We start from the raw sequence: 26,550 nt of genomic DNA, 5'->3' as shown, positions 1-26,550 counted from the left end.
GGGCCCGACGCCGCCATAAAACATGTCAAATGGGGAATCGGCCATGCGTCGCGCAATTATCACATCGTTATTCACCGTGTCGGCGATCGCGCTGGCGACGCCCGCTGTCGCGCAGGACGCGCCGGCCAAGCCGCAAGCGGCCGATCCGCAAGCGAGCGATGCGCCGGAAAAAGACATTATCGTCACGGGCACACGTGCCGCGAATCGCACCGTCGCCGACAGTGCCGTGCCGATCGACGTCATCTCGTCGGCTCAGCTCAGCAATTCGGGCCTGGGTGAGACGGCCAAGATCCTGAACACGTTGGTCCCGTCGTTCAACTTTCCGCAGCCGTCGATCGCCGACGGCACGGACGTGATCCGGCCCGCATCGCTGCGCGGGCTGGCCCCCGACCAGACGCTGGTCCTGGTCAACGGCAAGCGTCGTCACGTGACCGCGCTGATCAACGTCAACGGCACCGTCGGGCGCGGATCGGCGGCAGTCGATCTCAACAGCATTCCGGCGCTCGCCATCGATCGTGTCGAGGTGCTGCGCGATGGCGCGGCCTCGCAATACGGGTCGGACGCGATCGCGGGCGTCATCAACATCCAGCTCAAGAAGGCGAACCACGGCGGCAAGGCGTCGGTAAGCTACGGCAAGTACGTTACCACGCTCGACGGTGTGCCCAGTCTCACTTCGGTCGCGCTCGGGCTCGACCCCAACGACACGCGCTATCTGGCCGCGACCTTTGGCGGCGAGGCGAAGCGCAACGACGGCGATCTGTGGACGATCGGGATGAACGTCGGCCTGCCGATCGGCCAGGGCTTCGTCAACATTACCGGCGAATATCGCGACCGCGACAATACCAATCGCGCAGGATACGACACGCGTCCGAACTATAATCGCCCGACTGCGGCGTTCGACCCGCGCGAAGCGACGTTCAACCGTCTCAACTTCGAATTCGGCGATCCGCGGACCGAGGACTACAACCTGTTCGTCAATGCCGGCATGCCGATCGGCAATTTCGAACTGTACGCGTTCGGCTCCTATTCGCGGCGCAATGGCCGCTCGGCGGCAAACTATCGCCAGGCATCCGCCGCCGCCAACCGCGATTTCTCGACGATCACGCCGTCGACCACGCCGACCGCGGCCAATTTCGTGGCGCTGCGTCCGGACGGCTTCCTGCCGTTCATCGCCTCCAAACTGCGCGATTATTCGATCGCCGTCGGGGTCAAGGGCGACTTGGCCGGGCTCAAGAGCGACCTGTCGGTCGTCTACGGCAACAACCGCTTCGATTACCGGACCGAGAACACGCTCAACACGTCCTACGGGCCGCTCAGCAAGAATTCGTTCGATTCGGGCGGGCTCGAATTCGGCCAGCTGACCGCTAACCTCGATCTCAGCAAGGAGTTCGACCTCGGGTTCGCCAAGCCGTTAACCCTGGCGTTCGGCGCCGAGTATCGCGATGAAAACTTCAAGATCCGGCCCGGCGAAGTGCAATCCTACGCCACGGGCCCGTATTTCATGGCGTCGCAGACCACCACCGCGGCCAACTGCACGACCCTGGGCGGCGTTTATAATGCGGGCACCAGCGTGTGCTCGTTCCCGGGCCGCGGCGCGGCAGCCGGCGCACAGGGCTTCCCCGGCTTCCCCGCTTCGGCGGCGACCAACGCCAGCCGCAACAGTTATGCCGGCTATGTCGAGCTCGACACCGATATCGTCGACGGGTTCAGCGTCCAGGCTGCGGGCCGTTACGAGCATTTCAGCGATTTCGGCGAGACCTGGAACGGCAAGCTGGCGGCGCGGTACGAGTTCGTCAAAGGATTTGCGATCCGCGGATCGGTGTCAAACGGCTTCCGCGCGCCGTCGCTGCACCAGCAATTCTTCACGACCACGTCGACCAACTTCATCGCCGGGCTGCCGGTCGACATCTCGACCTTGCCGGTGTCGAGTCCGGTCGCCATCGCGCTCGGGTCGAAGCCGCTCAAGCCTGAAAAGTCGCTCAACTTTTCGGTCGGCGCGACCGCCAACCCGTTCCGCGGCTTCAACCTCACCGTCGATTACTACCATATCGAGATCAAGGACCGGATCGTGCTGACCGAGAATCTCGGTGCGGCGGGTAGCGGGACGGCGGCGGTCAACGCCGCAGTCAAGGCGATCCTCGACGCCAACGGCTACCAGTCGGTCGGCGCGGCGCGATTCTTCATCAACGGCCTCGACACGACGACCCAGGGCATCGACGTCGTCGGCACCTATCGGTTCAACGTCGCAGGGTTCGGCAATTGGTCGCTGTCGGCGGCGTACAACCATAACAGCAACTCGATCGACCGCCGCATAGCCGCGCTCGGGCCGCTCGCGCAGATTCCCAACCTGATCCTGTTCGGGCGCGTCGAGGGCATTCGCTTCACCAACGGCCAACCCAAGGACAAGGTTGTGTTGAGCGCGGACGGCACGCTCGGCGCGTTCGGCATTTCGGCCAAGACGACGCGGTACGGCAAGGTTATCGCGCCCGGCGCCTCGGCGCCGATCGTCAATCCGCTCAGCCTGACCGATTACGGCCCCGACGATCTGTTCCTCAAGCCGAAATGGATCACCGATCTCGAAGTGCGTTTCACCTTCAAGGAGCATGCGACCTTCGCGCTCGGGGCAAACAATTTGTTCGATATCTATCCGACCGGTTTCCCGCGCGGGAACCGTCCGGCCAGCGTCGGTGGGCAATATCCGATCTCGAACCAGTATATTCCGTATAGCGGCTTTTCGCCGTTCGGGTTCAACGGGCGGTTCCTGTACGGGCGGTTCACCACGCAATTCTGACGCAGGCAGCCTTGGATTGCGTCAACAATCCGAGGATTCTCCACGGCAGGCGCCGAGGTCGCGTACGGCCTCGTCCGACGGCGTGGCGGTAATCTGGAGGAAAGGAAGGGGCTTTGCGGCCCTTTCCTATTGGCGGGACGTCACGTCGTCAGACGGACGAGCTACGCTCGACCGCTGCCCGCCGTGACGAGTCTTGCGATTGCTTGCACAATCGCAAGCCGTCCGCTCAGTGCTTATGCTCGCGACGCAAGTTGTACCGCCCATCGACCAGCCCGCTGAACAGCCCGTCGATCGCGGGGTGCTCGACCGGCTCGTCGCTGTCGTCATGGAGCAGATTCTGCTGGCTGACATAGGCGACGTAGCTCGACTCGGTATTCTCGGCGAGCAGATGGTAGAAAGGCTGGTCCTTTCGCGGGCGGATCGATTCCGGGATCGATTCGTACCATTCCTCGCTGTTGGCGAAGACCGGATCGACGTCGAAAATCACCCCGCGAATGTCGAACACGCGGTGGCGCACGACATCGCCGATCGAAAAGTTCGCAGTAGCGATCGGCGGCATCGGAACGCCGGCATCGGATCGCAGATCATGGGGGTCGGTACCGGTCATGGCCACAATGTAGAGTTTTGTCGGCCTCGCACAAGCGCGCGGGTTGCGGGCGCGAAACTTGTACGTTAGACGCGCCGCCTTCGACCCGCCCTAGCGGTGGACCTGCCGTCGCGGAGAGGTGCCAGAGTGGTCGATTGGGACGGTCTCGAAAACCGTTGTGCCGCAAGGTACCGTGGGTTCGAATCCCACCCTCTCCGCCAAGCAGTCACATGCGACTTCGCTACATAGCGAGCTTAGGGAGTTTTTGGCGCAAACTCGCGCCCTTCACACTCCCTTTAGGTACCGCAGAGAGCCACAATTGACGCTCTCATCCGCATTTCGCGCCGGATTTCTCTGCGCCGTTCGGCGGCAGTACCGTTCTCGAAACGTTGGTCGCCTTCGCAAGCATCCCCGGCCCTAATTCCGTGCTTAGCAGGGAATCTGCAGGGAATTCTCGCGAAGAGCGGCGCATTCGGCGAGGGGCATCTCCCGAATGAGCCTTCGGCCCCACTCGGCATTCCCTGGCGCATAATGCACGGACTTAGGCGCGGCCTGCGCGTGCGCGGCCCGCCCTGTAAATTCGCTGCCATGATCCGCCGCGTTTTGTCCCAAGTCTCTTGATCGACGATCCGCTTATGCATGCCGGCGTAGGTGCGATCCTTGTGCTTGATCAGACCGACGTAGAGCGGGTTGTTCAATATCAGGTAGATATGGCCGCGCGAGAACGGGCGGCCGCCATAGTCATTGCCTTTCGCCGACACACGCCTGGGGGTCAGGATTCCGTCGCCCGCCAGCGATTTGGCGACGAACCACGCGTTTCCGAGCTCGCAATAGCGTTTGAAGATATTGCGCACGAGCGCCGCATCCTCCTCGATGATCTCGAGGGTGCGGCCCTTTGGTTTGTACCCCATCGGCGGCGAGCCACCCATCCACATGCCCTTGGCCTTGCTGGCGGCAATCTTGTCGCGGATGCGCTCCGCGGTGACCTCGCGCTCGAACTGCGCGAACGACAGCAGCATGTTGAGGGTCAGCCGGCCCATGCTGGTTGTGGTGTTGAACGACTGTGTGACCGACACGAATGAGGTGCCTGCCTTGTCGAACGCCTCGACCAGCCTCGAGAAGTCGAGCAACGACCGGGTCAGGCGATCAACCTTGTAGACGACGATTATATCAATGCTGCCGGCAGCGACATTGGCGAGGAGGCGCTTGAGGGCAGGGCGGTCGAGCGTCCCGCCGGACAGCCCGCCATCATCGTAGCGGTCCGGCAGCTCGACCCAGCCTTCGCTCGCTTGGCTCAAGATGTAGGCGGCGCATGACTCGCGTTGGGCGTCGAGCGAATTGAAATCCTGCTCGAGTCCCTCTTCGCTCGATTTGCGGGTATAGATCGCGCAGCGGACCTGTTTCATGCGGCCAGCTTTCGCTTGAGGCCGAAGAAGGCAGGGCCCGACCAGCGGGTGCCTGTAATCGCGCGTGCGACCTCGCTCAGTGAGCGATAGTCGCGGTCATTCCAACGGACCACATTGTCATCACCGGTCGTGACAACGTAGACCTTACCTTGCCATTCGCGGGCGAATTGCATGCCAGCCGACACTGAGGTCGTGCGGGTCTTGCCATCGGCGAGCTGCGCCAGCTTTTGCTGTGTCTGACGCGACAGTCCGCCGAACGCCTTGGCCTGGATTTCCCAAGCCAAGGCGAGGCTCAACAATTTTCGTGACAGGCGAGGGCAGGGGGTCTTGGTGACCCCCTGCCACTCGTCCTTCAACTGTGCGGGCGTCATCATCGATACGGCGGCGAGGCGGGCGTTCATATCCGGCGCCATTACGCGGCAGCCGAGATGCGATAACAGGTGTCGCTATCCCGCTTGCCGCGTTCGATCGCATGACCTTTCTTCCGCAATCCGGTTAGTGCGGCGCGCGTCGTGTGCGGCAACCAGCCGGTCGCCCCAATGAGCTCGGTCATCGTCGCGCCATCGCTGCGCTCGAGCAGTGCGAGAACAGCGCTAGTCTTTGACGTGCTGGCGGGCGCGGGCGTTGGCGGCGTCGTTACCGGTCCTGCATCGTGATCGCCCGCATCCAACGCCTCCATTCCGGCGTCGGTGACGAACATGCCGTATCGGATGTCGTGGTCGACACGTTGCACCTGAGCCGCGTCGAGCGTTTCGCCCTCCGCCGCAAGCCCGCGCTTGACGAGGGCGGCGATCGCCTGGGTTACTCGATCACCCCCGCCCCCCAGCGTTTCGGGCAGGGGGTAGAAACTGCCGTCTGGCTGACGCGATGCGGTCGACAGCAGGATGAGCTGTGTATCATTGAGCTTAGGCATGGTGGTGGTTCCTCGTTCGAGGAGAGCGGCAATATGCCGCTCCCACCAGCCTCAGCCCCGGACGATGTCATCGGCGGGGCAGCCTAGCGCTTGGCTACGACTCGTTGGCTGATCGCGATGTCGCTCTGTTGGCGAGTGAAGTCGAATGGATTGTGAGCTAGGATTCTTCATGCTCGGAGTTGCGGCATCGGCCGAGTGACCATTACTCGCGGGCCTGCAATTCGCTGGAGCAATCAATAGCTCCAGCCAATCCAATTTGTCTTGGCGCCGGCCAATCCTCATTGTCGCGGCAAAGCCGAGCGACGGCGTCAACGGACGAGCGGAGAGAGGAGCATGGACGTGGCAATCGAGCCGCAGCCGATCGGTGAAGCGGCAGAACAACGATACGCCCAAGGGGCCGATCGCGCTCAATTCGTGATTTGCTGGACGCTTCGTTCGCGAGCGAAGTCGGATGGATAGTGAGCTAAGATTCTCTGTGCTCGGAGGTGCGGCTTCGGCCTCGATTCATACGGACCCACTCACGCGGATTGCTAAAACACCGGTATGAAGACCCAGGTCGCGATCATCGGCGCGGGTCCGGCTGGACTGCTGCTCGGGCACCTGTTGCGCGCCGAGGGCGTGGGCTGCGTCATCCTCGAACGCCAGTCGCGCGACTACGTCGAAAGCCGCATCCGGGCCGGCGTGCTCGAGACCGTCACAACCGACTTGCTCCATCGGCTGGGAATCGACGAGCGCTTGAACTCCGAGGGGATGGTCGAACATGGGTTCAATATCGCCACCGGCAATACAATGATCCGCGTCGACCTAAAGAAGCTGATCGGCCGCCACGTCACCATCTACGGTCAGACCGAGGTGACTCGCGACTTAATCGCCGCCGCGCCGGAACGGGCGCTGGATATTGTGTTCGAGGCGAAGCAAGTCGCGCTCCATGGCATCGACGACGCCGCGCCGCAGGTGACCTATGAAAAGGACGGCGTCTCGAAGCGGATCGATTGCGACTTCATCGCGGGCTGCGACGGCTTTCACGGCCCTAGCCGCAAATCGATCCCCGCCGCCTACGTGCGCGAGTTCGAACGCGAATACCCGTTCGGCTGGCTGGGTATTCTTGCCAACGTGCCGCCGTGTCATGACGAGCTGATCTATTCGAACAGCGATCGCGGCTTCGCACTAGCGTCGATGCGCTCGCCGACGCGGAGCCGATATTACATCCAGGTACCACTGACGGAGCGGGTCGAGGATTGGCCCGAAGATCGAATCTGGGACGAACTCGCGTCTCGCTTCGCGCCACTCGCCAGCCGCCCGGTCGCTCGTGGACCCGCGCTGGAAATATCAATCGCGCCGCTTCGATCCTATGTCTGCGACACGATGCGCCACGGTCGCCTGTTCCTCGCCGGCGACGCCGCGCACATTGTGCCGCCTACCGGCGCCAAAGGGCTCAACCTTGCCGCATCGGATGTCACTTATCTGGCCGACGCGCTAATCGCCCATTACAGGCACGACGACGAACGGTTGCTCGAGAAGTATGAGGCGAAAGCGCTGGCGCGGATCTGGAAGGCCGAACGGTTCAGCTGGTCGCTGACCCGGCTGATGCACCGCTTCCCCGACGACGGTGCGTTCGAGCGCCGGATGCAAATGGCGGAACTCGACTATTTGGCGGAATCGGAAGCGATGCAGACCGCGATCGCCGAAAATTATGTGGGGCTTCCCCTCTAGGTCGCCGCTGGGGCGAGCCCGAATGACCATCACTCGCGGGCCTGCAATTCGCCGGAGCAATCAATAGCGCCAGCCAATCCAATTTGTCTTGGGGCCGGCCAATCCTCATTGTCGCGGCAAGCCGAGCGATGGCGTCAACGCACGAGCGGAGAGAGCAGCATGTACGTGGCAATCGAGCCGCAGCCGATCGCGGAAGCGGCGGAACAGCGATATACCAAGGTGGCGGTCGGGCTTCATTGGGCCATTGCGGCGCTGATCCTCTACAACCTCACGTCCGGGCTTCTTAAGCCGGTGTTGCCTCGGCCGTTCTTCATCTTTCACGTATCCTCCGGGATCACGATCCTGCTGCTGACGGTAGTCCGCATCGGATGGCGCCTGACGCATCGGCCGCCGTCGCTCCTGCCGATCAAGGATTGGGAAGCGCGTCTCGCGCGGACGGTTCATGTCCTGCTTTACGCCGCGATGGTCGCGCTGCCGCTCTCCGGTTGGGCACTGGTATCGGCAAATCCGGTTCCTGCTTCTGGTGCTCAGCGGGCCGCGGTCGCTGGCGCGCCGGCGGTATCCGGATCGGCACCGGCGCCCGGTGGGCGCCCGAGCGGCCAGGCAGGTCCACGCGGACCCTTGATGGTGTGGGGTCTGTTCCGGCTCCCGCTCATCGCTCCGATCCACGAAATCGGGAGCGCGCCTGCCGGAATACAGCAACAGAAAGCCTTGCACGACCAGATCGAAAAGACGCACCTCGCGGGCGGCTGGATCATGCTCGCGCTGCTGCTTCTCCACGTGTCTGGCGCGCTCAAGCACCACTTCGTCGACCGTCGCCGGCAGCTGCAACGGATGAGCCTGGGCAAGGCCTGATCGCTTCGCGAACGCTGGCGCGATGGGTCTTTTCGACGGCCCGCCATGGCGGCTGCCAACGCGCTACAATCGATTGGTTCAAGCCATCAATGACGTTCGCAGAATGCATTGGATCAAATCGCCGGTTCGCATCAGCAATAGGTGAACCCGGACGCCGACTAAATCGGTGCCGATATGAACACAGCGGGGAGAGGCTGATTGAAACGCTTAGCGATATACGCGATCGTACTCTGCCTGGCGGTGCCGCTCACAGCGGCAGTGGGGCAAGTCGGTGCGCAGACGTCGGGGTTTCCCGGTGATTATGGCCGGTTGTTCGACGGCGTGCCGTTGCCGGACGATCAGAAGCCGCCGCGACCGACGTTTCCGGCGCGCGCGGATGGACCCACAATGGACTTGGCGCTCGCCGCCGCCCAGGCTGCAGTGAAGGCATGCAACGGCTATTCGATCGCAGTCAGCATCGTCGATTCAGCCGGCATGCCAAAGCTCTTCTACGTGCCGGACACGACCGCGGGGTTCCACGCTTATACGGCGTTGCGCAAAGCCAATACCGCGCGGGTTTTCGACAAGCCGACATCGGCCGTCGCGGCGCTCGCGAAGGGCGACTCCGCGATCGCTGCTCAGGTTCGCGGTGATGGCAACCTGCTGGCTTTCGCAGGCGGCGTGCCGCTGTGGTCGCGCGATCAGCTGATCGGCGCGATCGGCGTGAGCGGCGCCGAACCGAGTTCGGTCGATGAACGCTGTGCGCTCGCGGCCGCTGAGGTCATCGAGGATCAACTCAATTGAACTCTTGGCTACCAGGATTGCGGCCGCCGGCTCGGGGCGCCGCGGGCAAATCAAAAAACGAGCGAGGAGGGGAGAGAAGATGACGACCGTTGCTACTCGTGCCGCCGTCAGGATGGCGCTGCTGGCCGGCGCCGCTTGGGTGCTCGCACCGACGGGTGCCCATGCCCAAGAGACCACCAACCCGCCGCCGGCGGCTGACGCCAATGGGCCGGCGATCGACGACATCGTGATCACCGCACAACGGCGCGAGGAGTCGCTCCAGAAGACGCCGATCGCGGTCACCGCAATTAGCGGCGAGGATTTGCGGGCGCAGAATATCACGTCGGTGGCGGACCTAGCGCGCATCGCGCCCAGCCTGTCGATCAACGCTTCGGGGTCAAATGCGCCGACCGCATCGGTGCCGCTCATCTATATCCGCGGCATCGGTCAGCCCGACCCGGCGATCTATTCCGACCCCGGCGTGCCGGTCTATGTCGACGGCACCTATGTCGCCAAATCGGCGGGCGGCGCGCTCGACCTGCCCGATATCCAGCGTGTGGAAATCCTACGTGGGCCGCAGGGCACCTTGTTCGGCAAGAACGCCGTCGGCGGCGCGGTCAACGTCGTGACCGCGACGCCGGGCAAGGACCCGCAGGTGCGGGTCGAATTTACCGGCGGTACGTATAATCTCCTCCAGGCTCGCGCTTATGCCAGTGTCGCGGCGAGCGATACGCTGGGGCTGAGCGTCGCCGTGAATCTCAAGGGCCAAGACGGCTATGGCGACCGGCTCGCGATCAACGGGAAGCGGCTCGGGCGGCTCGGCGATCAGGACCGCCTTTCGGGGCGCGTGAAACTGCGCTGGGCGCCAACCAACGCGCTCACGATCGATCTCGCGGCCGATTATTCCGCTTATACTGATACCGTCACGCCGGGGCAGACCAAGATCATCCAGTCCAATCTGCTCAACCTGTGGAACGCCAATGTCGGCGGTCCGCAGCTCGGCATCACGATTAGCCAGGCCAACACGGCGTCGGGCAGATATGACAATTTCTCGCAAGCCTATCAGCCGGCGCGCGACCGCATTTACGGCCTTAGCGGAACGCTGACCTACGATCTGGGCGGTGGCTTCTCGCTGAAATCGATCAGTGCCTATCGTAATGCGCATATCTACTTCCTGCGCGATACCGACGGAAGCCCCGCCACCTATATCGAAATCTCGCGCAATTCCCGGTCGCGCCAATACACGCAGGAAGTTCAGCTGCTCGGCAAGCTGTTCGACGACAAGCTCAACTTCATCGTCGGCGGCTTTTACCTCCGAGAAGATGCGAGCGAGTTCAACGTCGCGACGATCCTGCCCGGGCTGTACCGCACGCTTCACGTTGCCGGCTTCGATATCGGCCGCCGGTATATCTCGACGCAGTCGACTGACAGCTACGCGCTCTACGCGCAGGGCACGCTCAAAATTACGTCCAGGCTAAGTCTTACCGCGGGGATTCGCTACACGGAGGACCGCAAGGATGTGACGGTATTCGTCGACAGTCCGGAATCGGGCATTGTCTACGTCCCGACGACCCCGCTCAAAGGCGATTACAACGCCTTCACGCCGCGCTTCTCGCTCGACTACCAGGTCACGCCGAACGTGCTGATCTACGCGTCGGCGTCGCGCGGCTACAAGAGCGGCGGGTTCAATCAGCGGCCCGCGACAGCGGTCTCGCTGACCGAATTCCAGCCGGAGACGCTCTGGTCGTACGAAGCCGGTATAAAGTCGGACCTGTTCGATCACCACATCCGCGCGAATTTTGCGGTTTATCGGGCGAACTATAGCAATATCCAGCTGACCCGGCAGATTCTGATCAATAACCAGATCATCAGTGACATCAACAATGTGGCCAAGGCCCGTATTCAGGGCTTCGAGGGCGAGCTGACGATCGTACCCGTCAAAGGGTTCGAGCTGTCGGGAACCGTCGGCTATGTCGACGACAAATACACCAAGCTCCAGCCGGGCGCGATCGTTGCTCCCACTGGCAAGATTCCCTATGTGCCGACCTGGAACGTGGGCGTTAGCGCACGTTACAAGATCGATCTGGGTTCAGGCGGAACGCTGACGCCGTCGGTCAATTACGCCTACCGCTCGTCGAGCTTCTCGACGCCGATCAACTCCGCAGTGTCGTTCATGCCAAGCTACGGCATCATCGGTGCGCGGCTCGCCTACGCGCCGCGAAAGGGTCCGTGGGAAGTGAGCGTGTTCGGGACCAACCTGGCCGACAAGCGCTATATTACCAGTATTGGCGACAGCCAGGGCATCGGCATCGTGTATCAGCTGCTGGGCCGACCGCGCGAATTCGGTGCGACGCTCGCATTCCACTTCTAGACGGGCTGGCCAGGCCTTCCGGATCGATATCGGTCGTCGACGCGCCGTCCGGATACTGCTTCGGACGGCGCAATCGTGTCGGGATCAGCTAGCTTCGACCGCGACCGGCGTAACAGGGTCGGGGCCGACCGTCGACGCGAACTGACTTTGCGCGTCGTCCTTCTTCCACGCGGTGAGCGCGCCCTTCACGATCGTGTTGAACGCGGCGATCAACGGGCTCGGTTCGCCGGCGCGCGCGACGAGCCAGACGTCGGTGACCATATCTTCGTCGCTCAGCGTCCTGAACACGGTGTTCGGCACGTGGATGCACTGAAGCTCCGATGGGACAACCGCGATACCCATCCCGGTCGCGGCAAGGCATACGAGCGCCGACGTATCGATGACTTCCTGCACGACATTCGGCGTGAAACCGCGTTTTGCGCACAATTCGCGCAAAAGATCGCCGATGCCGATACCGGCTCGCGGCGGGTAGAACAGGAACTTCTCGTCGCGCAGATCGGCGAGGCTGAGCTCGGGTTTGGCCGCCAGCGGATTGTCGTTGCGCATGACGACGATGAGCTTGTCGCGAAACAAGCGGGTATAGGCAACGTCCGCGACCTGGCCCTGCCCGGTGCCGCGCATGATCCCGACATCGATCTCATGCGCTTGCAAGGCCGTGATCTGACTGGCCGACGGCAAATCGTGCAGCGTGACCTGGACCTTAGGATAGCGCAGGCAGAACGACGCGATCATATTAGGAAAGAAGGTCAGAAGCGGCGCGGCCGAGGTGAAGCCGACGCGCAAGCGCCCCGCGTTACCGGCGACCAGTTCCTTCATGTCGCTGACGCCGAAATTGATCCGCTCGAGTATCTCGGTCGCGTGGCGGCGGAACGCCATGCCCATTTCGGTCAGTTCGACCCGCCGCTGCGTCCGGCGGAACAGCATCGTGCCGAGTTCGCGTTCGAGCGACTGAATCGCCACCGACAGGGGCGCTTGCGTGATTGCCAGCCGTTCCGCCGCGCGCCGGAAGTGGAGCTCCTCGGCCAGAACGGCGAAATATTGGATCTGGCGCAGGTTCATTGATGCGGAGCTTCAATCAATATGGGGTGGAGCGTGAATTAGCATACGCGGCAAAGCAACGGCAATCTGCATCCCGGAACGAAGCGTATCTGGCGCGCCCCCAAGGCGCCGGACGGCTTCGGCTCAAGAACATAGCCACGAGAGGGGCTGGAATGACACGCTACAGATCACAGGAGCGTGAGCAGGTCCGGTCGATCCGCGACCGGCTGCTGGCTTCCGAACCGATTATCCAACTCGGTATCCGTAACGCCCGGACAGGCGAGATCATCCGCATGGCGTCGGCGGCGGGGTACGATGTCATCTGGATCGACCTCGAACATGCCAGCCTCTCGATCGATTGCGCGGCGGCGCTCGCGGCGACCGCGATGGATCTGGGGATGGGAGCGTGGGTCCGGGTCCCCGAACGCGAATATGGCGTCATTGGACGTCTGCTGGACTGCGGCGCGAGCGGGATCATCGTTCCCAAGGTCGAAACGGCGGCGGCGGCGCGCGATGCCGCCGACGCGTGCCGCTTTCCGCCTCGCGGGCAGCGCTCGGCGCTGGCGATGCTGCCGCACCATGGCTTTGCCCGCATGCCGGCGACCGAGCTCACGACACGCGCCAACGACGATGTCCTGCTTCAAGTGCTGATCGAATCGCGCCTCGGCATCGAAAACATCGCGGACATCGCCGCGGTCGACGGGGTTGATATCCTGGGCATCGGGACCAACGACCTGACCGCCGATTACGGCTGTCCCGGCGAAGTGCGCAACCCGGCGATCCTCGACGCGTGCGCCAAGGTTGCCGCAGCCGCACGCGCCGCCGGCAAGCTCGCGGTGATCGGCGGTGTGGCCGATGCTGGGCATTGGCGCGAGTTGCTCGACATGGGCTTCGCGCCGCTGGTCTTTGCCGGGATCGACACGGACATGCTGGCCGGCGTGATCAATCAGCGCGCCGACGAATGGCGCGCCCACATGGCGGACGCCTGACGCCCCGACTTTTCTGGAGAATAGAATGCCCGGTGATCCGAACGAAATCAGCACGAAGATGCGCCCCGCGCAGAGCCTCGAACGTCCTGCGTTCGCGATGCCCGCGGGCGCGTGCGACGCGCACATGCATGTCTTCGAAGCGCGCGGCGAATTCCCGAGCACGCCGCTGCTTTATCCGAGTGTCCCCGACGCCAATTACACGCTGCCCGACGGAGGGCTGGACCATTACCTGAAACTCATGCCCGTGCTGGGCATCGACAATTTCGTGATCGTCCAGCCGAGCTTCTACGGCACCGACAATTCGTGCCTGATCGACGCTTTGGCCGACGCCGGTCCAATCGCGCGCGGCATCGTCAATATCGAACCAAGCGTGAGCGACGTCGAACTCGAGCGCCTTCATGACGCCGGGGTGCGCGGCGTCCGGCTCGATCTGTTCAAGCGGGCGTCGCTGCCGATCGCGGAGATCCATGCCTATATCCGCCAGATGGCCGCCCGCGTGGCGCCGCTTGGCTGGCATCTGCAATTCTACACGCCGGGCGCGATCGTCCGCGATTCGATGGACATGCTTGCGGAACTCGAGATCGCGTTCGTCGTCGATCATATGGGATATATGCTGGCGAAGGACGGCCTGACCGAGGACGATTTCGAGCGCATGCTCGGTCTGCTGCGCGATGGCCATTGCTGGCTCAAGTTGAGCGCGCCGTATCGTCTGGCCCGGCATTCGAGCCTCGAAGCGGTCGACCGCGTCGCCAGGGCGATCGTAGCGGCCGCGCCGCAGAAAGTGCTGTGGGGTTCCGACTGGCCGCATATTCCCGACGGCACGCGCGACACCGGCGAGCTGCTCAACGCGCTGGCGATCTGGGCGCCCGACGCGGTGACTCGACGGATGATCCTGGTCGACAATCCGCGCCAGCTATTCGACTTTGCGGCAGCTCCCGCAGGTCAGGACGCGACGTCGACCGATCGGGTGGGCATGGCGACCTAGTTGCGCGGGCTACGCCGCGGATAGTCCACGTTGTCGAAACCCGGGACGCGCACACGCTCGGGCCGGTTGTCGTTCTCGCTCAGCTGATCGACGATATAATGGGCAGAGGCGTTGGCGAGTTGCTGACGCGGGTCCTCCATCACGAAGCGCAGCAGTGTGACGAACGCCCGCCGATCCTCCGGCGACTTCACCTTGGGCAGTTCGCCAAGCACGTCGGTATCGGCATCCACGACCGGCGCGTTCTCGACCATCGGACGGAACGCGGGATAGTCCGCATACATGGCACGCCCCATTTCGACGGTCGCGCGCGTGCTGAACCAGATCTTGCGGAATTCCGCCTCGACCCGCGCAGTCCCCTCGGGCGTTTCGAGCGCGGCGACGTCGAGGCTTGGGGCGTGCGGCGCGATATAGACGCGCTCGGGCGGCAGCTGCTCGTTTGATGCCCGGTGGAGGACGTAGCACGCCGAATTGGACTGCCAAGTGAGGCCCGCCGTCGGCCGGCCGGCGCGCCCGCTGAAGATCACCATCAGCCGCGACCAGTCGATCTCCTGCGCGCGAAGCCACCGGGTGATGCGGAAACCGGAATCGAGAAAGACCAGCGCGAAAGTGGCGGCCATCATGTCGTTCATCGGCACGGGAGCCGCGGGATTGTCGACCGGATCGAGAAAGGTCTCCCGCACATAAGGGAAGGTGAAACTATCGGGATCGGCAAGCCCGCGTGCCATGAAGTTAAGCGCGACATCGCAGCTATAGTCGACGAGGTCGGTGATCTTCTCCTCGCGGCCGCGCCAAGCCTCGACCGCCGCGGTATCGCGCCAATAAGCGAGCGTGTTGGCCGCGCGCAGGCGGTTCATGCTGGCGATGAAGCGCCGGGCGTCGCTCTCCCAATCGGTAAAACCGAGTTCCTTGAGCCGGATCAGGAACGGCACTGCGACGCCGATATGCGAGACCGCGGTCAGTTCGACGAAGCCGCGCATCGAATTGCGGAAGCTTTCGCGGTGGGGCGCACGGCCGCCGCCGGGAAAGAGGACGAAGTCGCTGCCGGTCACGACGAGCAAAGGATTCTGCGCCGAGAGCTCGCCATAACGGCCGTTCAGATGCGCCCCGATACTGTCGGGAACGCCGGTAAAGACGTTGTAGAGATCCTGAAATTCGGGGGCGGGAGCATAGGTCACGTCGTGCTCCTTTCGGTAGCCATACGGTCGGACATCGCCTCTCTCCCTTTTGACCCGATCCTAACCCCGCCACACCGTTTCGTGCTATTTCGAATCCGGCCGGAGATTGATTTTCAAAACCAATTGCCGCGCTCGCCAGTCGTTATCCGGTCGCCAATCGCACCGGCGTCGCCGTTTTGATGTGATCGAACACCGTTTGGACGGCCGCGGACATGCGGTCTGCGGCGCGCGCATAGAGGCAAAGCGAACGCTCGATATCGGGCTCGACCAGCGGGCGTCCGACGAGCCCGAACGCCGCCGCCAGCGGGGCGACATAGTCCGGCGAGAAGGTCGCGACCTGCCCGGCGGCGGCGAGGCCCAAAGTTGTCGTGATATGTTCGACGATCTGGACGTGCCGGGGCGGCGTCGTGCCGCTAGCGACGATGTGCGGCCAGATGCTCTGCTCGTGATCGCGCCCGGCGGCCACCATCGGGAGCCGTTCGAGCATGTGCCACGGAATCGATTCGCGGCCGGCAAGCGGGTGATCCGGCGCCATCCAAAGCTGCCAGGGAGTGGGGCTGATCGGCGATCGCGCGATATGCGGCGGGCATTCGCGGTCGGGACCGATGGCCAGATCGGCTTCCCCGATCGCCACGCGATCCGCGAGCCAGACGACGGGGGTGTCGATGATCCGGACCGCGATACGCTGGGGCTTGGGGCGCGTCGCGATCAGATAGGGAAGCAAGGTCGCCGCCAGTGTCAGCGGCGCCGCGATGCGGACGACCTGTGTAGCGCCATCGCGAATATCCGCCGCCGCGGTCACGGCTTGCGCGATCTGCCGCTGTACCGCCGTCGCCGACGGCAGGAAGCGCCTGCCCGCCGCGGTCAGCGCGACCCTGCGCGTGGTCCGCTCGAACAGCGCGAAGCCGAGCGAATCCTCTAGCTCGCCAATCAGATTGCTGATCGCCGACGGCGTGACGTTGATCCGCGACGCGCCCAGCCGAAAGCTCTGCAGCTCCGCGACGGCAAGAAAAGCCTCGATCTGGCGTGGCGTGAAGCGCGGCGTCATGGGAGCATTGTGCAGATATCCTATACAATTGTACAAGAACTTTCGCTTAATCGATACAATGTGCACGGCTAGGCAGACTCCGAGAGGATCGTCATGGGCAGTGACTGGATTGGCCAGCAGGGCATTTCGCCGCTGCACTACATCGACGGTGAACGTGTCGCGTCGGCGGAGACGTTCGAGCTGTTTTCTCCGATCGACCAGCACGTGCTTGGACGCGTCGCGCAGGCGAGCGACGCGCAAGCCGATGCAGCGGTCGCCGCCGCCGGCCGCGCATTCCCGGGCTGGGCAGCTCTCGGCGCCGAGGGGCGGCTGCCCTATCTCCGGCGTTTCGGGGAGGAAATCGGCAAGCGCGGGGACTTGCTCTGCCTGACCGAATCGACCGATGCCGGCGTGCTGCTGTCGCGGATGCGGCATGGCATCGTGCCGCGCGCGATGCTCAACATCACCTTCTTTGCCGAGGCCGCGCTGACGCTGCAGGACAAGGTGATCGAGACGCCACAGGCGATCCATCGCGTCCGGCACGATCCGGCGGGGGTGTGCGTGATCATCACGCCGTGGAACGCGCCATTGATGCTGAGCACGTGGAAGGTCGGTCCGGCGCTCGCGTCGGGCAATACCGTCGTGGTCAAGCCGCCCGAATGGGCGCCGCTCACCTGCTCGCTGCTAGCCGACGCTGCCCACGATGCGGGGCTCCCGCCAGGGGTCTTCAACGTCGTCCAGGGGCGGGGCGCCACCACCGGCGCGCGGCTGGTGGCCAATCCCGACATCGCGAGGATTTCCTTCACTGGCTCGGTCGCGACCGCGCGCATCATCGCGAGCGCGGCCGGCGCGAACCTCGTGCCGTGCAGCCTCGAACTGGGCGGCAAGTCGCCCTTCATCGTGCTCGAGGACGCCGATCTCGACACCGCCGCGGCGACCGGCGCGCTGATGTACCGCAACGCCACCCAAGTCTGCCTCGCGGGCACGCGCTTCCTTGTCCATGAGCGGGTCCGCGACGCCTTTGTCGAACGAATGCGCGCGATCGTCGAGCAACTGGTCGTGGGCGATCCGCGTGACGAGGCGACCGAGGTCGGCCCGATCATCCATCCCCGCCAGATCGAGCGCGTGACCAGCTATGTCGAGCGCGCCAAAGCGGCGGGGGTGACATTGCTTTGGGGCGGCGAGCCCGACCGCTTCGGCGCTCTCTATTACAAGCCGACCATGCTGGCCGACGTCGCGCCCGACGCGGAGATCGTCCAGGAGGAAGTGTTTGGGCCCGTCCTGACGCTCCAGACCTTCGCCGACGATTCCGAGGCGGTGCGGCTCGCCAATGACTCTGCCTATGGCTTGGGCGGCGTCTGCTACGGCGAAGAATCCCACGCCACGGCGATCGCCGACCGCGTCCGGACCGGCTTCATCTGGGTCAACAGCTTCGGCATCCGCGACCTCGCCGCACCGTTCGGCGGGCGCGGCCAGTCGGGGATCGGGCGCGAAGGCGGCGCGTGGAGCTTCGAATTCTTCAGCGACGTCAAGGACGTCGTCATCCCCAAACAGCCGTTCAAACCCAGCTTCAGTCACCGATGAGGGAGGAAACTATGGGTTCCATCGTCGGCGCAGCGATCGTCTCGCACCACCCCGGCCTGATGCAGGACGAGAGTTTCCGTATCCAGATGGGGAACGGCGCGGATTCTGACCTGATTGCAGGATTCGACCGGCTGCGGGCGAAGATCGACGCGGTGCGGCCAGACGTGCTGGTCATCTTCGACACGCACTGGTTCACCACCGGCTATCATCTCTACGACGGCGGCGAAGCCTTTGCCGGCACCTACATCTCGGACGAGATGCCGTGGTATTTGTTCGGCCAGGCTTATGACTATCGCGGTGCGCCCGATCTGGCGCGGCTGTGCCAGACGGTCGCGGAGGAACAGGGCCTGATGGGCCGCGTCGTCGAAGAGGAAGCGCTTCCGCGGCATTATGCCACCGTCAATGTCGTCAATAAGCTCCGAGCGCGCGAGCGGATCATGACCGTCAGCAATTGCCAGAACTGCAACAGCGACAGCTTTCTGCGCTCGGGCGAAGTCATCGGCGAGGCGATCCGCCGGAGCGGTGATCGCGTGGTGCTGCTCGCGTCGGGGGCGCTAAGCCACAAGTTCAACGACATCGACTGGCAACAGAAAAACCCCCGCATCTATCATCCCGACAATGTGTCGGACCCGCGCCTCGTTGCGAGCGACCGCGAGGCGATCGCGCTGATGGGAGAGGGGCGGCACGACCTGATTCTCGAACGGTTCCCGATCGAATATGCCAAAATCCCCTGGGAGGGCTTGGGCGGGCACTATCTGCAGATGATCGGCGCGATGGGCGGCGCGGAATCGCGGGCGCCGGGCGAGCCGCTCTCCGATTATGAGAATGCACGGGGCACCGGCAACATCCACGTCTGGTTCGACGTTGAGCCGGCGCTGGCCGGGGGAGACGTGGCATGAGCGTGCTCGACGGCCCAAGGATCGAGCGGCGGCGCGTGCTGCTCGACGGCACCGCCTATTGGGGAACCATGGACGGCAGCGAGCTTCGTCTCGACGATGGCCGCCGGGTCGATCCCGCCGCGCTGATCCACCTGCCGCCGCTGGAGGGGATGCCGAGCAAGATCATCGCGGTCCATATCAGCTATCGCTCGCGCAGCATGGAGACGCGCAACCAGCCGCAACCGAGCGCGACGCCGACCTATTTCACCAAGCCGTCGACCGCGTTGAACGGGCACAATGGTCAGCTCGTGAAGCCCGAGGGCGTCCGTTACCTGAACTATGAGGGCGAATATGCCGCGGTGATCGGCAGGGTGACCCGCAACATCACGCCCGATGAAGCCTGGGACCATATCGCCGGTTTCTTGCCCTTGCTCGACATGGGGGCACAGGATTTCCGCGATACCGATCAGGGGTCGATGCTGCGGGTGAAGGGGATGGACGGGTTCTGCCCGGTCGGGCCTGGGATCGTCCGTGGCATCGATCCGCGCAAGCAGACGCTTCGCACCTACCGCAATGGCCTGTTGGTACAGGAAGCGCATATCGGCGAGGAGACGATCTGGGGCGTCGACTATCTGATCGCCGATCTCGCCCGCTACATCACGCTGATGCCCGGAGACATCATCTCGACTGGCACGCCCGCGCATTCGCGATCGCTCGATCCCGGCGACGTGATCGAGGTCGAGATCAGCAATATCGGCAGGCTGAAAAATACGGTGATCGCGGGTCCGCTCCTACGCGCATCTGGCATCGGGCACCCACCGATGGATACGCCCGAGGTGCGCCGCGTCGCGCTCGGGTGCGACGAGCGCGTGCGCGAGGATTTGAAGGCCAATTACCAGCTGGCAAGCCGCGGCTGACCGGCCGATGACCGGCCTCTCCGATCTGCGCTCGGCCTTCGCCGGCAAATTGCTGGCCGATCAGGCCGACATGGCGCCGTTCCTCACCGATTGGCGCAACCTGTGGACCGGGCGCGCGCGCGCCGTCGTCCAGCCCGACAGCACTGCGGACGTTGCCACGGTGGTACGCTGGTGCGCCGAACGCCGGGTGCCGATCGTCCCGCAGGGCGGCAATACCGGGATGTCGGGTGGCGCCACGCCGGATGGGACGGGCGAGGCGATCGTGCTTTCGCTGGCCCGCCTCAACCGGGTTCGTGAGATCGATACGGTCAACGACAGCATCACCGTGGAGGCGGGGTGCATCCTGCAATCGGTGCAGGACGCGGCCGATCGTGTGGATCGCTATTTCCCGCTCAGCCTCGCCGCCGAGGGTTCGTGCACGATTGGCGGCAATCTTGCCTGCAACGCGGGCGGCACGGGGGTTCTGCGATACGGCATGGCGCGCGAGCTTTGCCTCGGTCTCGAAGTCGTGACCGCCGATGGCGAGATCTGGGACGGCGTGCGGGGTCTGCGCAAGGACAATAGCGGATACGACTTGCGCGACCTGTTCATCGGATCGGAGGGCACGCTGGGCATCATCACTGCCGCGGTACTCAAACTCCATCCGCGGCCGCTCGCGCGCGCGACGGCGTTCGTCGCGCTGGAAAACCCCGCATCGGCGCTGGCGCTGCTCGGCCTCGTTCGGCAGCGCCATCAAGGCGAATTGTCCGCGTTCGAGATACTGTCCGAGGTTTGCATGTCGCTCGTGGTCGAGCACCAGCCGGCGGCGCGGCGTCTGCTCGGCATTGCTCCGTGGTATCTGCTGATTGAGTTCAGCGGATTCAGCGACGACGAATCCGTTCGTGCCCAGCTCGAAGACGTGCTGGCCGGCGCGCTGGAAGCCGGGATGGTCCTCGACGCCGCAATCGCCGAATCCTTGAGCCAGTCGGCCGCGTTCTGGGCGATCCGCGAAAACATCTCTGAGGCGCAGGGCGCGATCGGCAAGACGATCAAGCACGACATCGCCGTCCCGGTCTCGGCGATCGCGCGCTTTCTCGACGACGCCGATGCGGCGGTAGCCGCCCGCTGGCCCGATGCACGCCGCGTGACCTTCGGCCATATCGGCGACGGCAACCTCCACTATAATTTCTCGCCGGCGCCAGAACAGGACGCCGCCGCGTTCCTGGCGATGCAGGACGATCTCAACACGCTGGTCCACGACATAGTGATGCGGCACGGCGGCACGATTTCCGCCGAACACGGGCTCGGCGTGCTCCGCCGCGACGAAGCGGCGCGCCTCAAATCGCCCGTGGAGTTGCGGCTCCAAAAGGCGATCAAGCACGCGTTGGACCCATTGAATATCCTGAATCCGGGCAAAGTGATCGGAGGAGCGAGCTGATGTCACTCGACCAAGGCAGCGTCGCGGAGCTTGCCCGCCGACTCGATCAGGCCGAGCGCAACCGGTCACAGATCGCGCAATTCTCGCTGCAATTTCCCGACCTCACGATCGACGACGCCTATGCGATCCAGCGCGCCTGGGCCGACGCGAAGATCGCCGGCGGGCGGTCGGCGATCGGGCACAAGATCGGGCTCACGAGCCGCGCGATGCAGCGCGTCGCCAACATCACCGAGCCCGATTACGGTACGTTGCTCGACGACATGCTGTTCGCCGAAGGCGGCGATATTCCGTTCGATCGCTTCATCGAGCCGCGCATCGAAGTCGAGCTTGCGTTCGTGCTGAAGCATCCGCTCGAAGGGCCGGGGATCGCGATCACCGACGTGCTCAATGCGATCGACTATGTGATCCCCGCGCTCGAAGTGATCGACGCGCGGATCGAACGCGTGGACCCGGCCAGCGGCGCGACGCGCAAGGTCACCGACACGATCGCCGACAATGCCGCCAACGCCGCGATCATCCTCGGCGGCCGGCCGGTAAAGCCGGACGCGGTGGACATGCGTTGGGTTTCGGCATTGCTCTATCGTAACGGCGGGATCGAAGAGTCCGGCGTCGCCGCCGCCGTCCTCAACCATCCGGCGCATGGCGTGGCATGGCTGGCCAACAAGCTCGCCCCGCATGGCGTTTCGCTCGCGGCGGGTGAGATCGTGCTCGGCGGCTCGTTCGCCGCGCCCGTGCCGATCCGCGCGGGCGACACTTTCCACGCCGATTACGGCCCGCTTGGTGCGATCGCGGTGCGGTTCGCATGACCGGCGCGTTCCCGCTCGCCAACGGTTTCAAGGCGGCGCTCCGCGAGGGCCGGCCCCAGATCGGGCTGTGGCAAGTACTGGCGAGCCCTATCGCCGCGGAAATATGTGCGGGCGCGGGGTTCGACTGGCTGCTCTTCGACGGCGAACATGGACCCAACGACATACCGTCGTTGCTTGCGCAGCTGCAGGCGGTGGCGGCTTATCCGGTGCATCCGGTCGCGCGGCTGCCGTCGGGCGAGACATGGCTGACCAAGCAATATCTCGACATCGGATTCCAGACGCTGCTGATCCCCTTCGTCGAGAGCGCCGAGCAGGCGGCAGACCTGGTCCGCGCGGTCCGCTATCCGCCCGAAGGCGTGCGCGGCGTCGCTGCAGGGATCGTCCGCGCATCGCGCTGGGGCAGGGTCCCCGATTATCTCGACCGCGCCTCCGAACAGGTCTGCCTGCTGCTCCAGATCGAGACAGCGGCGGGCTTGGCCAACCTCGACGCGATCGCGAGCGTCGATGGCGTCGATGGCGTATTCATCGGTCCGGCTGACCTTGCCGCCTCGCTGGGGTATCGAGGGCGCCCCGGTTCAGAGGAAGTGGTCGAGCGGATCGAGGTGGCCATCAAGCGGTTGAAGCAACTCGGCAAACCGTCCGGATTATTGACGACCGATCCGGTGTTCGGCCGCGCATGCCTCGATCTCGGCAGCGCGTTCCTGGCGGTCGGTACCGATGCCGGATTGCTCACGCGCGGCAGCGATGAGCTATTGCGCGATTTCGTTGGTGGCGGCGGCAAGGCCACCACCGCCGTCTATTGAGAGGAACGACCATGCGTATCGCCATTGCCGGAGCCGGTGCGATCGGCGGATGGATGGGCGTCCGCCTCGCGCGGTCCGGGCAGCAGGTCTCTGTGGTCGCCCGTGGCAACACGCTGGCGGCGCTACGGTCGGGGCCATGGTGGCTGGAAACCGCCGGCGAAACCGTCGAGGCGAGCGTTGCCGCCGCCGAGGACGCGGCCGAGCTGGGCGAGCAGGACGTCGTCGTGATCGCGGTCAAGGGCCCCGCACTCGCGAGGCTGGCGCCGCGGCTGCGTCCCCTGATCGGGGAAGACACGGTCGTTGTTCCGGCGATGAACGGCATTCCCTGGTGGTTCCTGCTTGCCGGCGGCGGCGAACTCCCGGCGATGCCGCTCTCCAGCATCGATCCGGACGGAATCATCGCGGAAGCGCTGCCCTTCGACCGGGTAATCGGCTCGGTCGTTCATGGCTCGGTCACGGCGCCAGCACCGGGCCGCGTGGTGCACAAGGCGGGCAACGGACTCATCCTCGGCGAGCCGGTGGGACAGCGCAGCGAGCGCCTCGACAGAGTCGCCGATGCATTCGCGGCGGCAGGCTTCGACGTTACGCGAAGCGGATCGATCCGGCAGGACATCTGGTACAAATTGTGGGGCAACATGACGATGAACCCTATCTCGGCGTTCACCGGCGCTACCTGCGACCGCATTCTCGACGATCCGCTGGTCAATCGCTTCGTGCTCGCGGTCATGGCCGAGGCGCGCGAGGTGGGATCGCGCATCGGCTGCCCCATCGGCGAGCGCGGCGAGGACAGGAACCAGGTGACCCGCAAGCTCGGGGCGTTCAAGACGTCGATGCTTCAGGACGCCGAAGCGGGCCGGGCGCTCGAGATCGACCAGATCGCCGCCGCGCCCGCGGAGATCGCGAGCGCGCTCGGCATCGCGGTGCCGAACATCGAGACGCTGCTCGGGCTCGTCCGGCTGTTTGGCCAGGCGAGGGGGCTTTATACTCAGGCCTGATCGATAGGCTGCGCCGGCACCGTCGCAGCCCGGCTATTCCGCGATCAACAGCGTGAACAGGCCCTTGGCAAAGCTCATTAGGTCCTTGCCGGCGGTGCGGTTTTCCGGAGACGCCATCGCCTCGTCGAACTGGGCACGATCGGGAAAATACATCTCGGCGATCAGGAAGTAAGCGGGTTCGCCGAACGGTGCGCCGGTCACGCGATGGATCACCGTCTTCTCGAGATGCGGCGTCTGTTCGACGAGCGGCAGGTGGACCGTTTGGTAATGCTCCAGGAAGGCCGCCTCGTCGTCGGGCTTCGTGTACAGGGCGATGAGCTTGACCGTCATGGTTCGACTTTCTGTGGAGAGGGTTGTAAATCGCCGAGCTTGGCGTCCAGCCAGCGGACCGCGGCATCGCGATCGTGGCAGACATGTGCCGCGGCACCGAGGAAGATGCGGCTCAACTGGCGGCCGGCGAGTGCGCTCGCGTTGACCAGCGCGAAAGCGGAGGTTCGTGGTGAGTGAAGCGCCGCCTGTCGAAGCGCATGGACCACCTCCTGCGATTGGATCTTCGCGGCTGACACGTCGTAGAGAAGCTGATGCGGACCGCGATGCGACGGTAATTGAGTAAACGCCAGCCGCAAGTCTTCCTCGAACCGCCGCACGTCATCCATCGACGCGAACCCTGTGAGGGTGATGTTGAGCCGATTGCGCTCAGTGTCGATGTGAACTTCGAACGGCACGTTGCCTTTTCCCTGGATGGATTCCGTTCTGCTCGGGGCTCCTAACACGGTGCCCCGGCAAATTCGCGTTCGCTCGGACGCAGATCCCGAACGTGCGACGCCTTGCCTTGCGATCGGGCAATGCGGCCGGGTTCGCAAAGCGCCACACGTGCGCTGATGCCGACATTCTCCTTGATATAGCCCGACAGCATCGCCGCGTGCGCCTGGCCATGCGACGGATCGATGCCGGCGCGAGGCTCCACTTCAATCGTCACTTCGTCCATGCGGTCCGCCCGGCTGATCTCGATCACGAAATGCGGTGCGAGTGCCGCGCATTTGAGCAGCATTTCCTCGATCTGCGTCGGGAACACATTGACGCCGCGGATGATCAGCATGTCGTCCGACCGGCCGACGATCTTCGCCATCCGGCGATGCGGCACTGTCTGGCCCGGCAGCAATCGAGTGAGGTCGCGCGTTCGATACCGGATTATCGGCAGCGCCTGTTTGGTTAGCGAGGTGAAGACGAGTTCGCCCTCCTCGCCGTCGGGAAGCGGTTCGCCGGTCTTGGGATCGACGACCTCGGGCAGGAAATGGTCTTCCCAGATGGTTGGACCTGACTGGTCCCGGAACTCCTGCGCGACGCCCGGCCCCATGACTTCGGACAGACCGTAAATGTCGGTCGCGGCGAGATCGAACGCACTCTCGATTTCGCGCCGCATCGCTTCGGTCCAGGGCTCGGCGCCGAAAATGCCGATGCGCAACGACGAGCTTCGCGGATCTATACCTTGCCGCCGGAATTCGTCGAGGATCGCGAGCATGTAGCTCGGCGTGACCATGATGACCTCGGGGCGGAAATCCTGGATCAGCTTGACCTGCTTCTCGGTCTGTCCGCCCGACATCGGGATGACCGTGCAGCCGAGGGCTTCGGCGCCGTAATGCGCGCCGAGCCCGCCGGTGAACAGGCCATAGCCATAGGCGATATGCACCTTCATGCCAGGGCGCCCGCCAGCTGCATGGATGCTTCGAGCGACGAGCGACGACCAAGTGCGGATGTCGTCTGCGGTGTAGCCCACGACCGTCGGTGTGCCCGTCGTTCCCGACGATGCATGAATGCGGGAGAGTTTGTCCTGCGGCACGGCGAACGAGCCGAAGGGATAAGTGGCTCTCAAATCGGCCTTGGTCGTGAACGGCAGGCGCGCGACATCGGCGAGCGACCGGATTTCACGAGGCGTGACGCTCTTGGCCTCACACGCGGCACGAAACGTGGCCACGTTGCGCCAGGCGTGCTCGACCGTCCACCGCAGGCGTTCGAGCTGAGTGCGCTGCAATTCCTCCTTTGTCGTCGGACCGTAATCCATGTCCCGTCGGCCCCTTAGAGCGCGTTCATCGTGAGCAGGTCGTAGGTTGCGACGGTATCTCCACTGCTATCGGTCACCGCGACCGCCCACCGGACCTCGCCATATTGCTCGTTGCGCCGCGTCTTGCTCCCTACCGTCAGCGCGACCTTGATCGCTTCGCCCGGCGTCACGGGCTTGAGGAACCTGAGGTTATCGATTCCGTAATTGGCGAGGACTGGCCCGGGCGCCGGGTCGACGAACAACCCGGCAGCGAACGACAGGATCAGATAGCCATGCGCGACGCGACCGGGGAAGAACGGATTGGCCGCGGCGGCTTCCTCATCCATGTGCGCGTAGAAGGTGTCGCCGGTGAAGTCGGCGAAATGCTCGATATCCTCCAGCGTCACGGTGCGCGACGCAGTGTTGAGCGTGTAGCCGATATCGAGCTCCCCGAAGCGCAAGCGGAACGGATGGACGTCGCCGCTCGGCTGGGGCGCA

25 protein-coding genes and 1 tRNA gene are annotated in these 26,550 nt (G+C 64.2%); 15 read left to right on the top strand and 11 right to left on the bottom strand.

The window, feature by feature from the left end:
* The first annotated feature begins 43 nt into the window (after window positions 1–43).
* Window positions 44–2,791, top strand: a complete 2,748-nt coding sequence (locus JWM94_RS06570; protein WP_299423883.1) for a TonB-dependent receptor — start codon at window positions 44–46, stop codon at window positions 2,789–2,791.
* Window positions 2,792–3,017: 226 nt separating this feature from the next.
* Here JWM94_RS06570 and hspQ read toward each other — a convergent pair whose 3' ends face one another.
* Window positions 3,018–3,398 carry a heat shock protein HspQ gene (gene hspQ, locus JWM94_RS06565; RefSeq protein ID WP_299423881.1) on the bottom strand — a complete coding sequence of 127 codons (381 nt, stop codon included), beginning with the start codon at window positions 3,396–3,398 and terminating at the stop codon, window positions 3,018–3,020.
* A gap of 112 nt (window positions 3,399–3,510) precedes the next feature.
* Here hspQ and JWM94_RS06560 point away from each other — a divergent pair.
* Window positions 3,511–3,598, top strand: a tRNA-Ser gene (locus tag JWM94_RS06560).
* 75 nt (window positions 3,599–3,673) lie between these two features.
* Here the strand turns inward: JWM94_RS06560 and JWM94_RS06555 are convergent.
* The 3 genes from JWM94_RS06555 to JWM94_RS06545 are packed head-to-tail and all read right to left on the bottom strand — an operon-like array spanning window position 3,674 to window position 5,696.
* Window positions 3,674–4,783, bottom strand: a complete 1,110-nt coding sequence (locus JWM94_RS06555) for a recombinase family protein (protein WP_299423880.1) — start codon at window positions 4,781–4,783, stop codon at window positions 3,674–3,676.
* Window positions 4,780–5,184 carry a DUF2924 domain-containing protein gene (locus tag JWM94_RS06550; protein ID WP_299423878.1) on the bottom strand — a complete coding sequence of 135 codons (405 nt, stop codon included), beginning with the start codon at window positions 5,182–5,184 and terminating at the stop codon, window positions 4,780–4,782. The genes JWM94_RS06555 and JWM94_RS06550 overlap by 4 nt, the downstream gene beginning before the upstream one ends.
* An 11-nt stretch (window positions 5,185–5,195) precedes the next feature.
* Window positions 5,196–5,696: a DUF3489 domain-containing protein gene (locus tag JWM94_RS06545; RefSeq protein ID WP_299423874.1), complete on the bottom strand. Its 501-nt coding sequence runs from the start codon at window positions 5,694–5,696 to the stop codon at window positions 5,196–5,198.
* 543 nt (window positions 5,697–6,239) lie between these two features.
* Here JWM94_RS06545 and pobA point away from each other — a divergent pair.
* The 4 genes from pobA to JWM94_RS06525 all read left to right on the top strand — a co-directional run bounded on the left by pobA (window position 6,240) and on the right by JWM94_RS06525 (window position 11,397).
* A complete protein-coding gene (gene pobA / locus JWM94_RS06540; protein WP_299423870.1) occupies window positions 6,240–7,409 on the top strand; it encodes a 4-hydroxybenzoate 3-monooxygenase in 1,170 nt (389 codons plus the stop codon).
* A gap of 159 nt (window positions 7,410–7,568) precedes the next feature.
* On the top strand, window positions 7,569–8,264 hold the full coding sequence (locus JWM94_RS06535) for a cytochrome b (RefSeq protein WP_299423867.1): 696 nt from the start codon (window positions 7,569–7,571) through the stop codon (window positions 8,262–8,264).
* Window positions 8,265–8,573: 309 nt separating this feature from the next.
* Window positions 8,574–9,047: a heme-binding protein gene (locus tag JWM94_RS06530; RefSeq protein WP_299423863.1), complete on the top strand. Its 474-nt coding sequence runs from the start codon at window positions 8,574–8,576 to the stop codon at window positions 9,045–9,047.
* Window positions 9,048–9,126: 79 nt separating this feature from the next.
* Entirely contained in the window at window positions 9,127–11,397 is a 2,271-nt protein-coding gene (locus JWM94_RS06525) for a TonB-dependent receptor (RefSeq protein ID WP_299423861.1), read from the top strand.
* An 84-nt stretch (window positions 11,398–11,481) separates the two neighbouring features.
* Here the strand turns inward: JWM94_RS06525 and JWM94_RS06520 are convergent, their stop codons facing one another.
* Entirely contained in the window at window positions 11,482–12,456 is a 975-nt protein-coding gene (locus JWM94_RS06520; RefSeq protein WP_299423859.1) for a LysR family transcriptional regulator, read from the bottom strand.
* Window positions 12,457–12,608: 152 nt separating this feature from the next.
* Between JWM94_RS06520 and JWM94_RS06515 the strand changes: the two genes are divergently transcribed.
* Together JWM94_RS06515 and JWM94_RS06510 are read left to right on the top strand one after the other, a co-directional pair.
* Window positions 12,609–13,424 carry an aldolase/citrate lyase family protein gene (locus tag JWM94_RS06515; protein WP_299423855.1) on the top strand — a complete coding sequence of 272 codons (816 nt, stop codon included), beginning with the start codon at window positions 12,609–12,611 and terminating at the stop codon, window positions 13,422–13,424.
* 25 nt (window positions 13,425–13,449) lie between these two features.
* Window positions 13,450–14,409, top strand: coding sequence for an amidohydrolase family protein (locus JWM94_RS06510; RefSeq protein WP_299423850.1), 960 nt, complete (start codon window positions 13,450–13,452; stop codon window positions 14,407–14,409).
* Here the strand turns inward: JWM94_RS06510 and JWM94_RS06505 are convergent.
* The gene (locus tag JWM94_RS06505) at window positions 14,406–15,584 is read right to left on the bottom strand and encodes a DUF5624 domain-containing protein (RefSeq protein ID WP_299423847.1); all 1,179 of its coding nucleotides are present in this window, start codon (window positions 15,582–15,584) and stop codon (window positions 14,406–14,408) included. The genes JWM94_RS06510 and JWM94_RS06505 overlap by 4 nt on opposite strands.
* Before the next feature lie 142 nt (window positions 15,585–15,726).
* Window positions 15,727–16,632, bottom strand: coding sequence for a LysR family transcriptional regulator (locus JWM94_RS06500; RefSeq protein ID WP_299423844.1), 906 nt, complete (start codon window positions 16,630–16,632; stop codon window positions 15,727–15,729).
* A gap of 93 nt (window positions 16,633–16,725) precedes the next feature.
* Here JWM94_RS06500 and JWM94_RS06495 point away from each other — a divergent pair, with 93 nt between their 5' ends.
* The 7 genes from JWM94_RS06495 to JWM94_RS06465 are packed head-to-tail and all read left to right on the top strand — an operon-like array spanning window position 16,726 to window position 24,011.
* Window positions 16,726–18,195: an aldehyde dehydrogenase family protein gene (locus JWM94_RS06495; RefSeq protein ID WP_299423840.1), complete on the top strand. Its 1,470-nt coding sequence runs from the start codon at window positions 16,726–16,728 to the stop codon at window positions 18,193–18,195.
* A gap of 11 nt (window positions 18,196–18,206) precedes the next feature.
* Complete coding sequence (locus tag JWM94_RS06490; RefSeq protein ID WP_299423835.1) at window positions 18,207–19,094, top strand: hypothetical protein; 888 nt, start codon at window positions 18,207–18,209, stop codon at window positions 19,092–19,094.
* Window positions 19,091–19,990 (top strand): fumarylacetoacetate hydrolase family protein, encoded by a 900-nt coding sequence (locus JWM94_RS06485; protein WP_299423832.1) that lies wholly within the window; start codon window positions 19,091–19,093, stop codon window positions 19,988–19,990. Before JWM94_RS06490 ends, JWM94_RS06485 begins: the two co-directional genes overlap by 4 nt.
* A gap of 7 nt (window positions 19,991–19,997) precedes the next feature.
* Complete coding sequence (locus tag JWM94_RS06480) at window positions 19,998–21,407, top strand: FAD-binding oxidoreductase (RefSeq protein ID WP_299423825.1); 1,410 nt, start codon at window positions 19,998–20,000, stop codon at window positions 21,405–21,407.
* Window positions 21,407–22,213 (top strand): 2-oxo-hept-4-ene-1,7-dioate hydratase, encoded by an 807-nt coding sequence (hpaH, locus tag JWM94_RS06475; RefSeq protein WP_299423822.1) that lies wholly within the window; start codon window positions 21,407–21,409, stop codon window positions 22,211–22,213. Before JWM94_RS06480 ends, hpaH begins: the two co-directional genes overlap by 1 nt.
* A complete protein-coding gene (locus JWM94_RS06470; protein ID WP_299423817.1) occupies window positions 22,210–23,016 on the top strand; it encodes an aldolase/citrate lyase family protein in 807 nt (268 codons plus the stop codon). The genes hpaH and JWM94_RS06470 overlap by 4 nt, the downstream gene beginning before the upstream one ends.
* 11 nt (window positions 23,017–23,027) lie before the next feature.
* The gene (locus tag JWM94_RS06465; RefSeq protein ID WP_299423815.1) at window positions 23,028–24,011 is read left to right on the top strand and encodes a 2-dehydropantoate 2-reductase; all 984 of its coding nucleotides are present in this window, start codon (window positions 23,028–23,030) and stop codon (window positions 24,009–24,011) included.
* Between the two features lie 33 nt (window positions 24,012–24,044).
* Here the strand turns inward: JWM94_RS06465 and JWM94_RS06460 are convergent, their stop codons facing one another.
* The 4 genes from JWM94_RS06460 to JWM94_RS06445 form a co-directional block, all read right to left on the bottom strand.
* Window positions 24,045–24,341: an EthD family reductase gene (locus tag JWM94_RS06460; protein ID WP_299423812.1), complete on the bottom strand. Its 297-nt coding sequence runs from the start codon at window positions 24,339–24,341 to the stop codon at window positions 24,045–24,047.
* Window positions 24,338–24,736 (bottom strand): hypothetical protein, encoded by a 399-nt coding sequence (locus tag JWM94_RS06455; protein ID WP_299423808.1) that lies wholly within the window; start codon window positions 24,734–24,736, stop codon window positions 24,338–24,340. Before JWM94_RS06455 ends, JWM94_RS06460 begins: the two co-directional genes overlap by 4 nt.
* Before the next feature lie 41 nt (window positions 24,737–24,777).
* Window positions 24,778–26,073 (bottom strand): AMP-binding protein, encoded by a 1,296-nt coding sequence (locus JWM94_RS06450; RefSeq protein WP_299423804.1) that lies wholly within the window; start codon window positions 26,071–26,073, stop codon window positions 24,778–24,780.
* Window positions 26,074–26,087: 14 nt separating this feature from the next.
* Window positions 26,088–26,550 (bottom strand): MaoC/PaaZ C-terminal domain-containing protein (locus JWM94_RS06445; protein WP_299423799.1); only part of this gene is annotated, 463 nt, incomplete at its 5' end.

It is taken from the genome of Sphingomonas bacterium (assembly GCF_028289855.1).
Lineage (GTDB): Bacteria > Pseudomonadota > Alphaproteobacteria > Sphingomonadales > Sphingomonadaceae > Sphingomonas.
The sequence above is the reverse complement of the archived record's forward strand: the minus strand, read 5'-3'. Positions and strand labels throughout refer to the sequence as shown.

Excerpts from the sequence above, each read along its gene's own strand:
- JWM94_RS06570 (WP_299423883.1), top strand. The coding sequence starts at position 44 with ATGCGTCGCGCAATTATCACATCGTTATTCACCGTGTCGGCGATCGCG.
- hspQ (WP_299423881.1), bottom strand. The coding sequence starts at position 3,398 with ATGACCGGTACCGACCCCCATGATCTGCGATCCGATGCCGGCGTTCCG.
- JWM94_RS06555 (WP_299423880.1), bottom strand. The coding sequence starts at position 4,783 with ATGAAACAGGTCCGCTGCGCGATCTATACCCGCAAATCGAGCGAAGAG.
- JWM94_RS06550 (WP_299423878.1), bottom strand. The coding sequence starts at position 5,184 with ATGAACGCCCGCCTCGCCGCCGTATCGATGATGACGCCCGCACAGTTG.
- JWM94_RS06545 (WP_299423874.1), bottom strand. The coding sequence starts at position 5,696 with ATGCCTAAGCTCAATGATACACAGCTCATCCTGCTGTCGACCGCATCG.
- pobA (WP_299423870.1), top strand. The coding sequence starts at position 6,240 with ATGAAGACCCAGGTCGCGATCATCGGCGCGGGTCCGGCTGGACTGCTG.
- JWM94_RS06535 (WP_299423867.1), top strand. The coding sequence starts at position 7,569 with ATGTACGTGGCAATCGAGCCGCAGCCGATCGCGGAAGCGGCGGAACAG.
- JWM94_RS06525 (WP_299423861.1), top strand. The coding sequence starts at position 9,127 with ATGACGACCGTTGCTACTCGTGCCGCCGTCAGGATGGCGCTGCTGGCC.
- JWM94_RS06520 (WP_299423859.1), bottom strand. The coding sequence starts at position 12,456 with ATGAACCTGCGCCAGATCCAATATTTCGCCGTTCTGGCCGAGGAGCTC.
- JWM94_RS06515 (WP_299423855.1), top strand. The coding sequence starts at position 12,609 with ATGACACGCTACAGATCACAGGAGCGTGAGCAGGTCCGGTCGATCCGC.
- JWM94_RS06510 (WP_299423850.1), top strand. The coding sequence starts at position 13,450 with ATGCCCGGTGATCCGAACGAAATCAGCACGAAGATGCGCCCCGCGCAG.
- JWM94_RS06500 (WP_299423844.1), bottom strand. The coding sequence starts at position 16,632 with ATGACGCCGCGCTTCACGCCACGCCAGATCGAGGCTTTTCTTGCCGTC.
- JWM94_RS06495 (WP_299423840.1), top strand. The coding sequence starts at position 16,726 with ATGGGCAGTGACTGGATTGGCCAGCAGGGCATTTCGCCGCTGCACTAC.
- JWM94_RS06490 (WP_299423835.1), top strand. The coding sequence starts at position 18,207 with ATGGGTTCCATCGTCGGCGCAGCGATCGTCTCGCACCACCCCGGCCTG.
- JWM94_RS06485 (WP_299423832.1), top strand. The coding sequence starts at position 19,091 with ATGAGCGTGCTCGACGGCCCAAGGATCGAGCGGCGGCGCGTGCTGCTC.
- JWM94_RS06480 (WP_299423825.1), top strand. The coding sequence starts at position 19,998 with ATGACCGGCCTCTCCGATCTGCGCTCGGCCTTCGCCGGCAAATTGCTG.
- hpaH (WP_299423822.1), top strand. The coding sequence starts at position 21,407 with ATGTCACTCGACCAAGGCAGCGTCGCGGAGCTTGCCCGCCGACTCGAT.
- JWM94_RS06470 (WP_299423817.1), top strand. The coding sequence starts at position 22,210 with ATGACCGGCGCGTTCCCGCTCGCCAACGGTTTCAAGGCGGCGCTCCGC.
- JWM94_RS06465 (WP_299423815.1), top strand. The coding sequence starts at position 23,028 with ATGCGTATCGCCATTGCCGGAGCCGGTGCGATCGGCGGATGGATGGGC.
- JWM94_RS06460 (WP_299423812.1), bottom strand. The coding sequence starts at position 24,341 with ATGACGGTCAAGCTCATCGCCCTGTACACGAAGCCCGACGACGAGGCG.
- JWM94_RS06450 (WP_299423804.1), bottom strand. The coding sequence starts at position 26,073 with ATGGATTACGGTCCGACGACAAAGGAGGAATTGCAGCGCACTCAGCTC.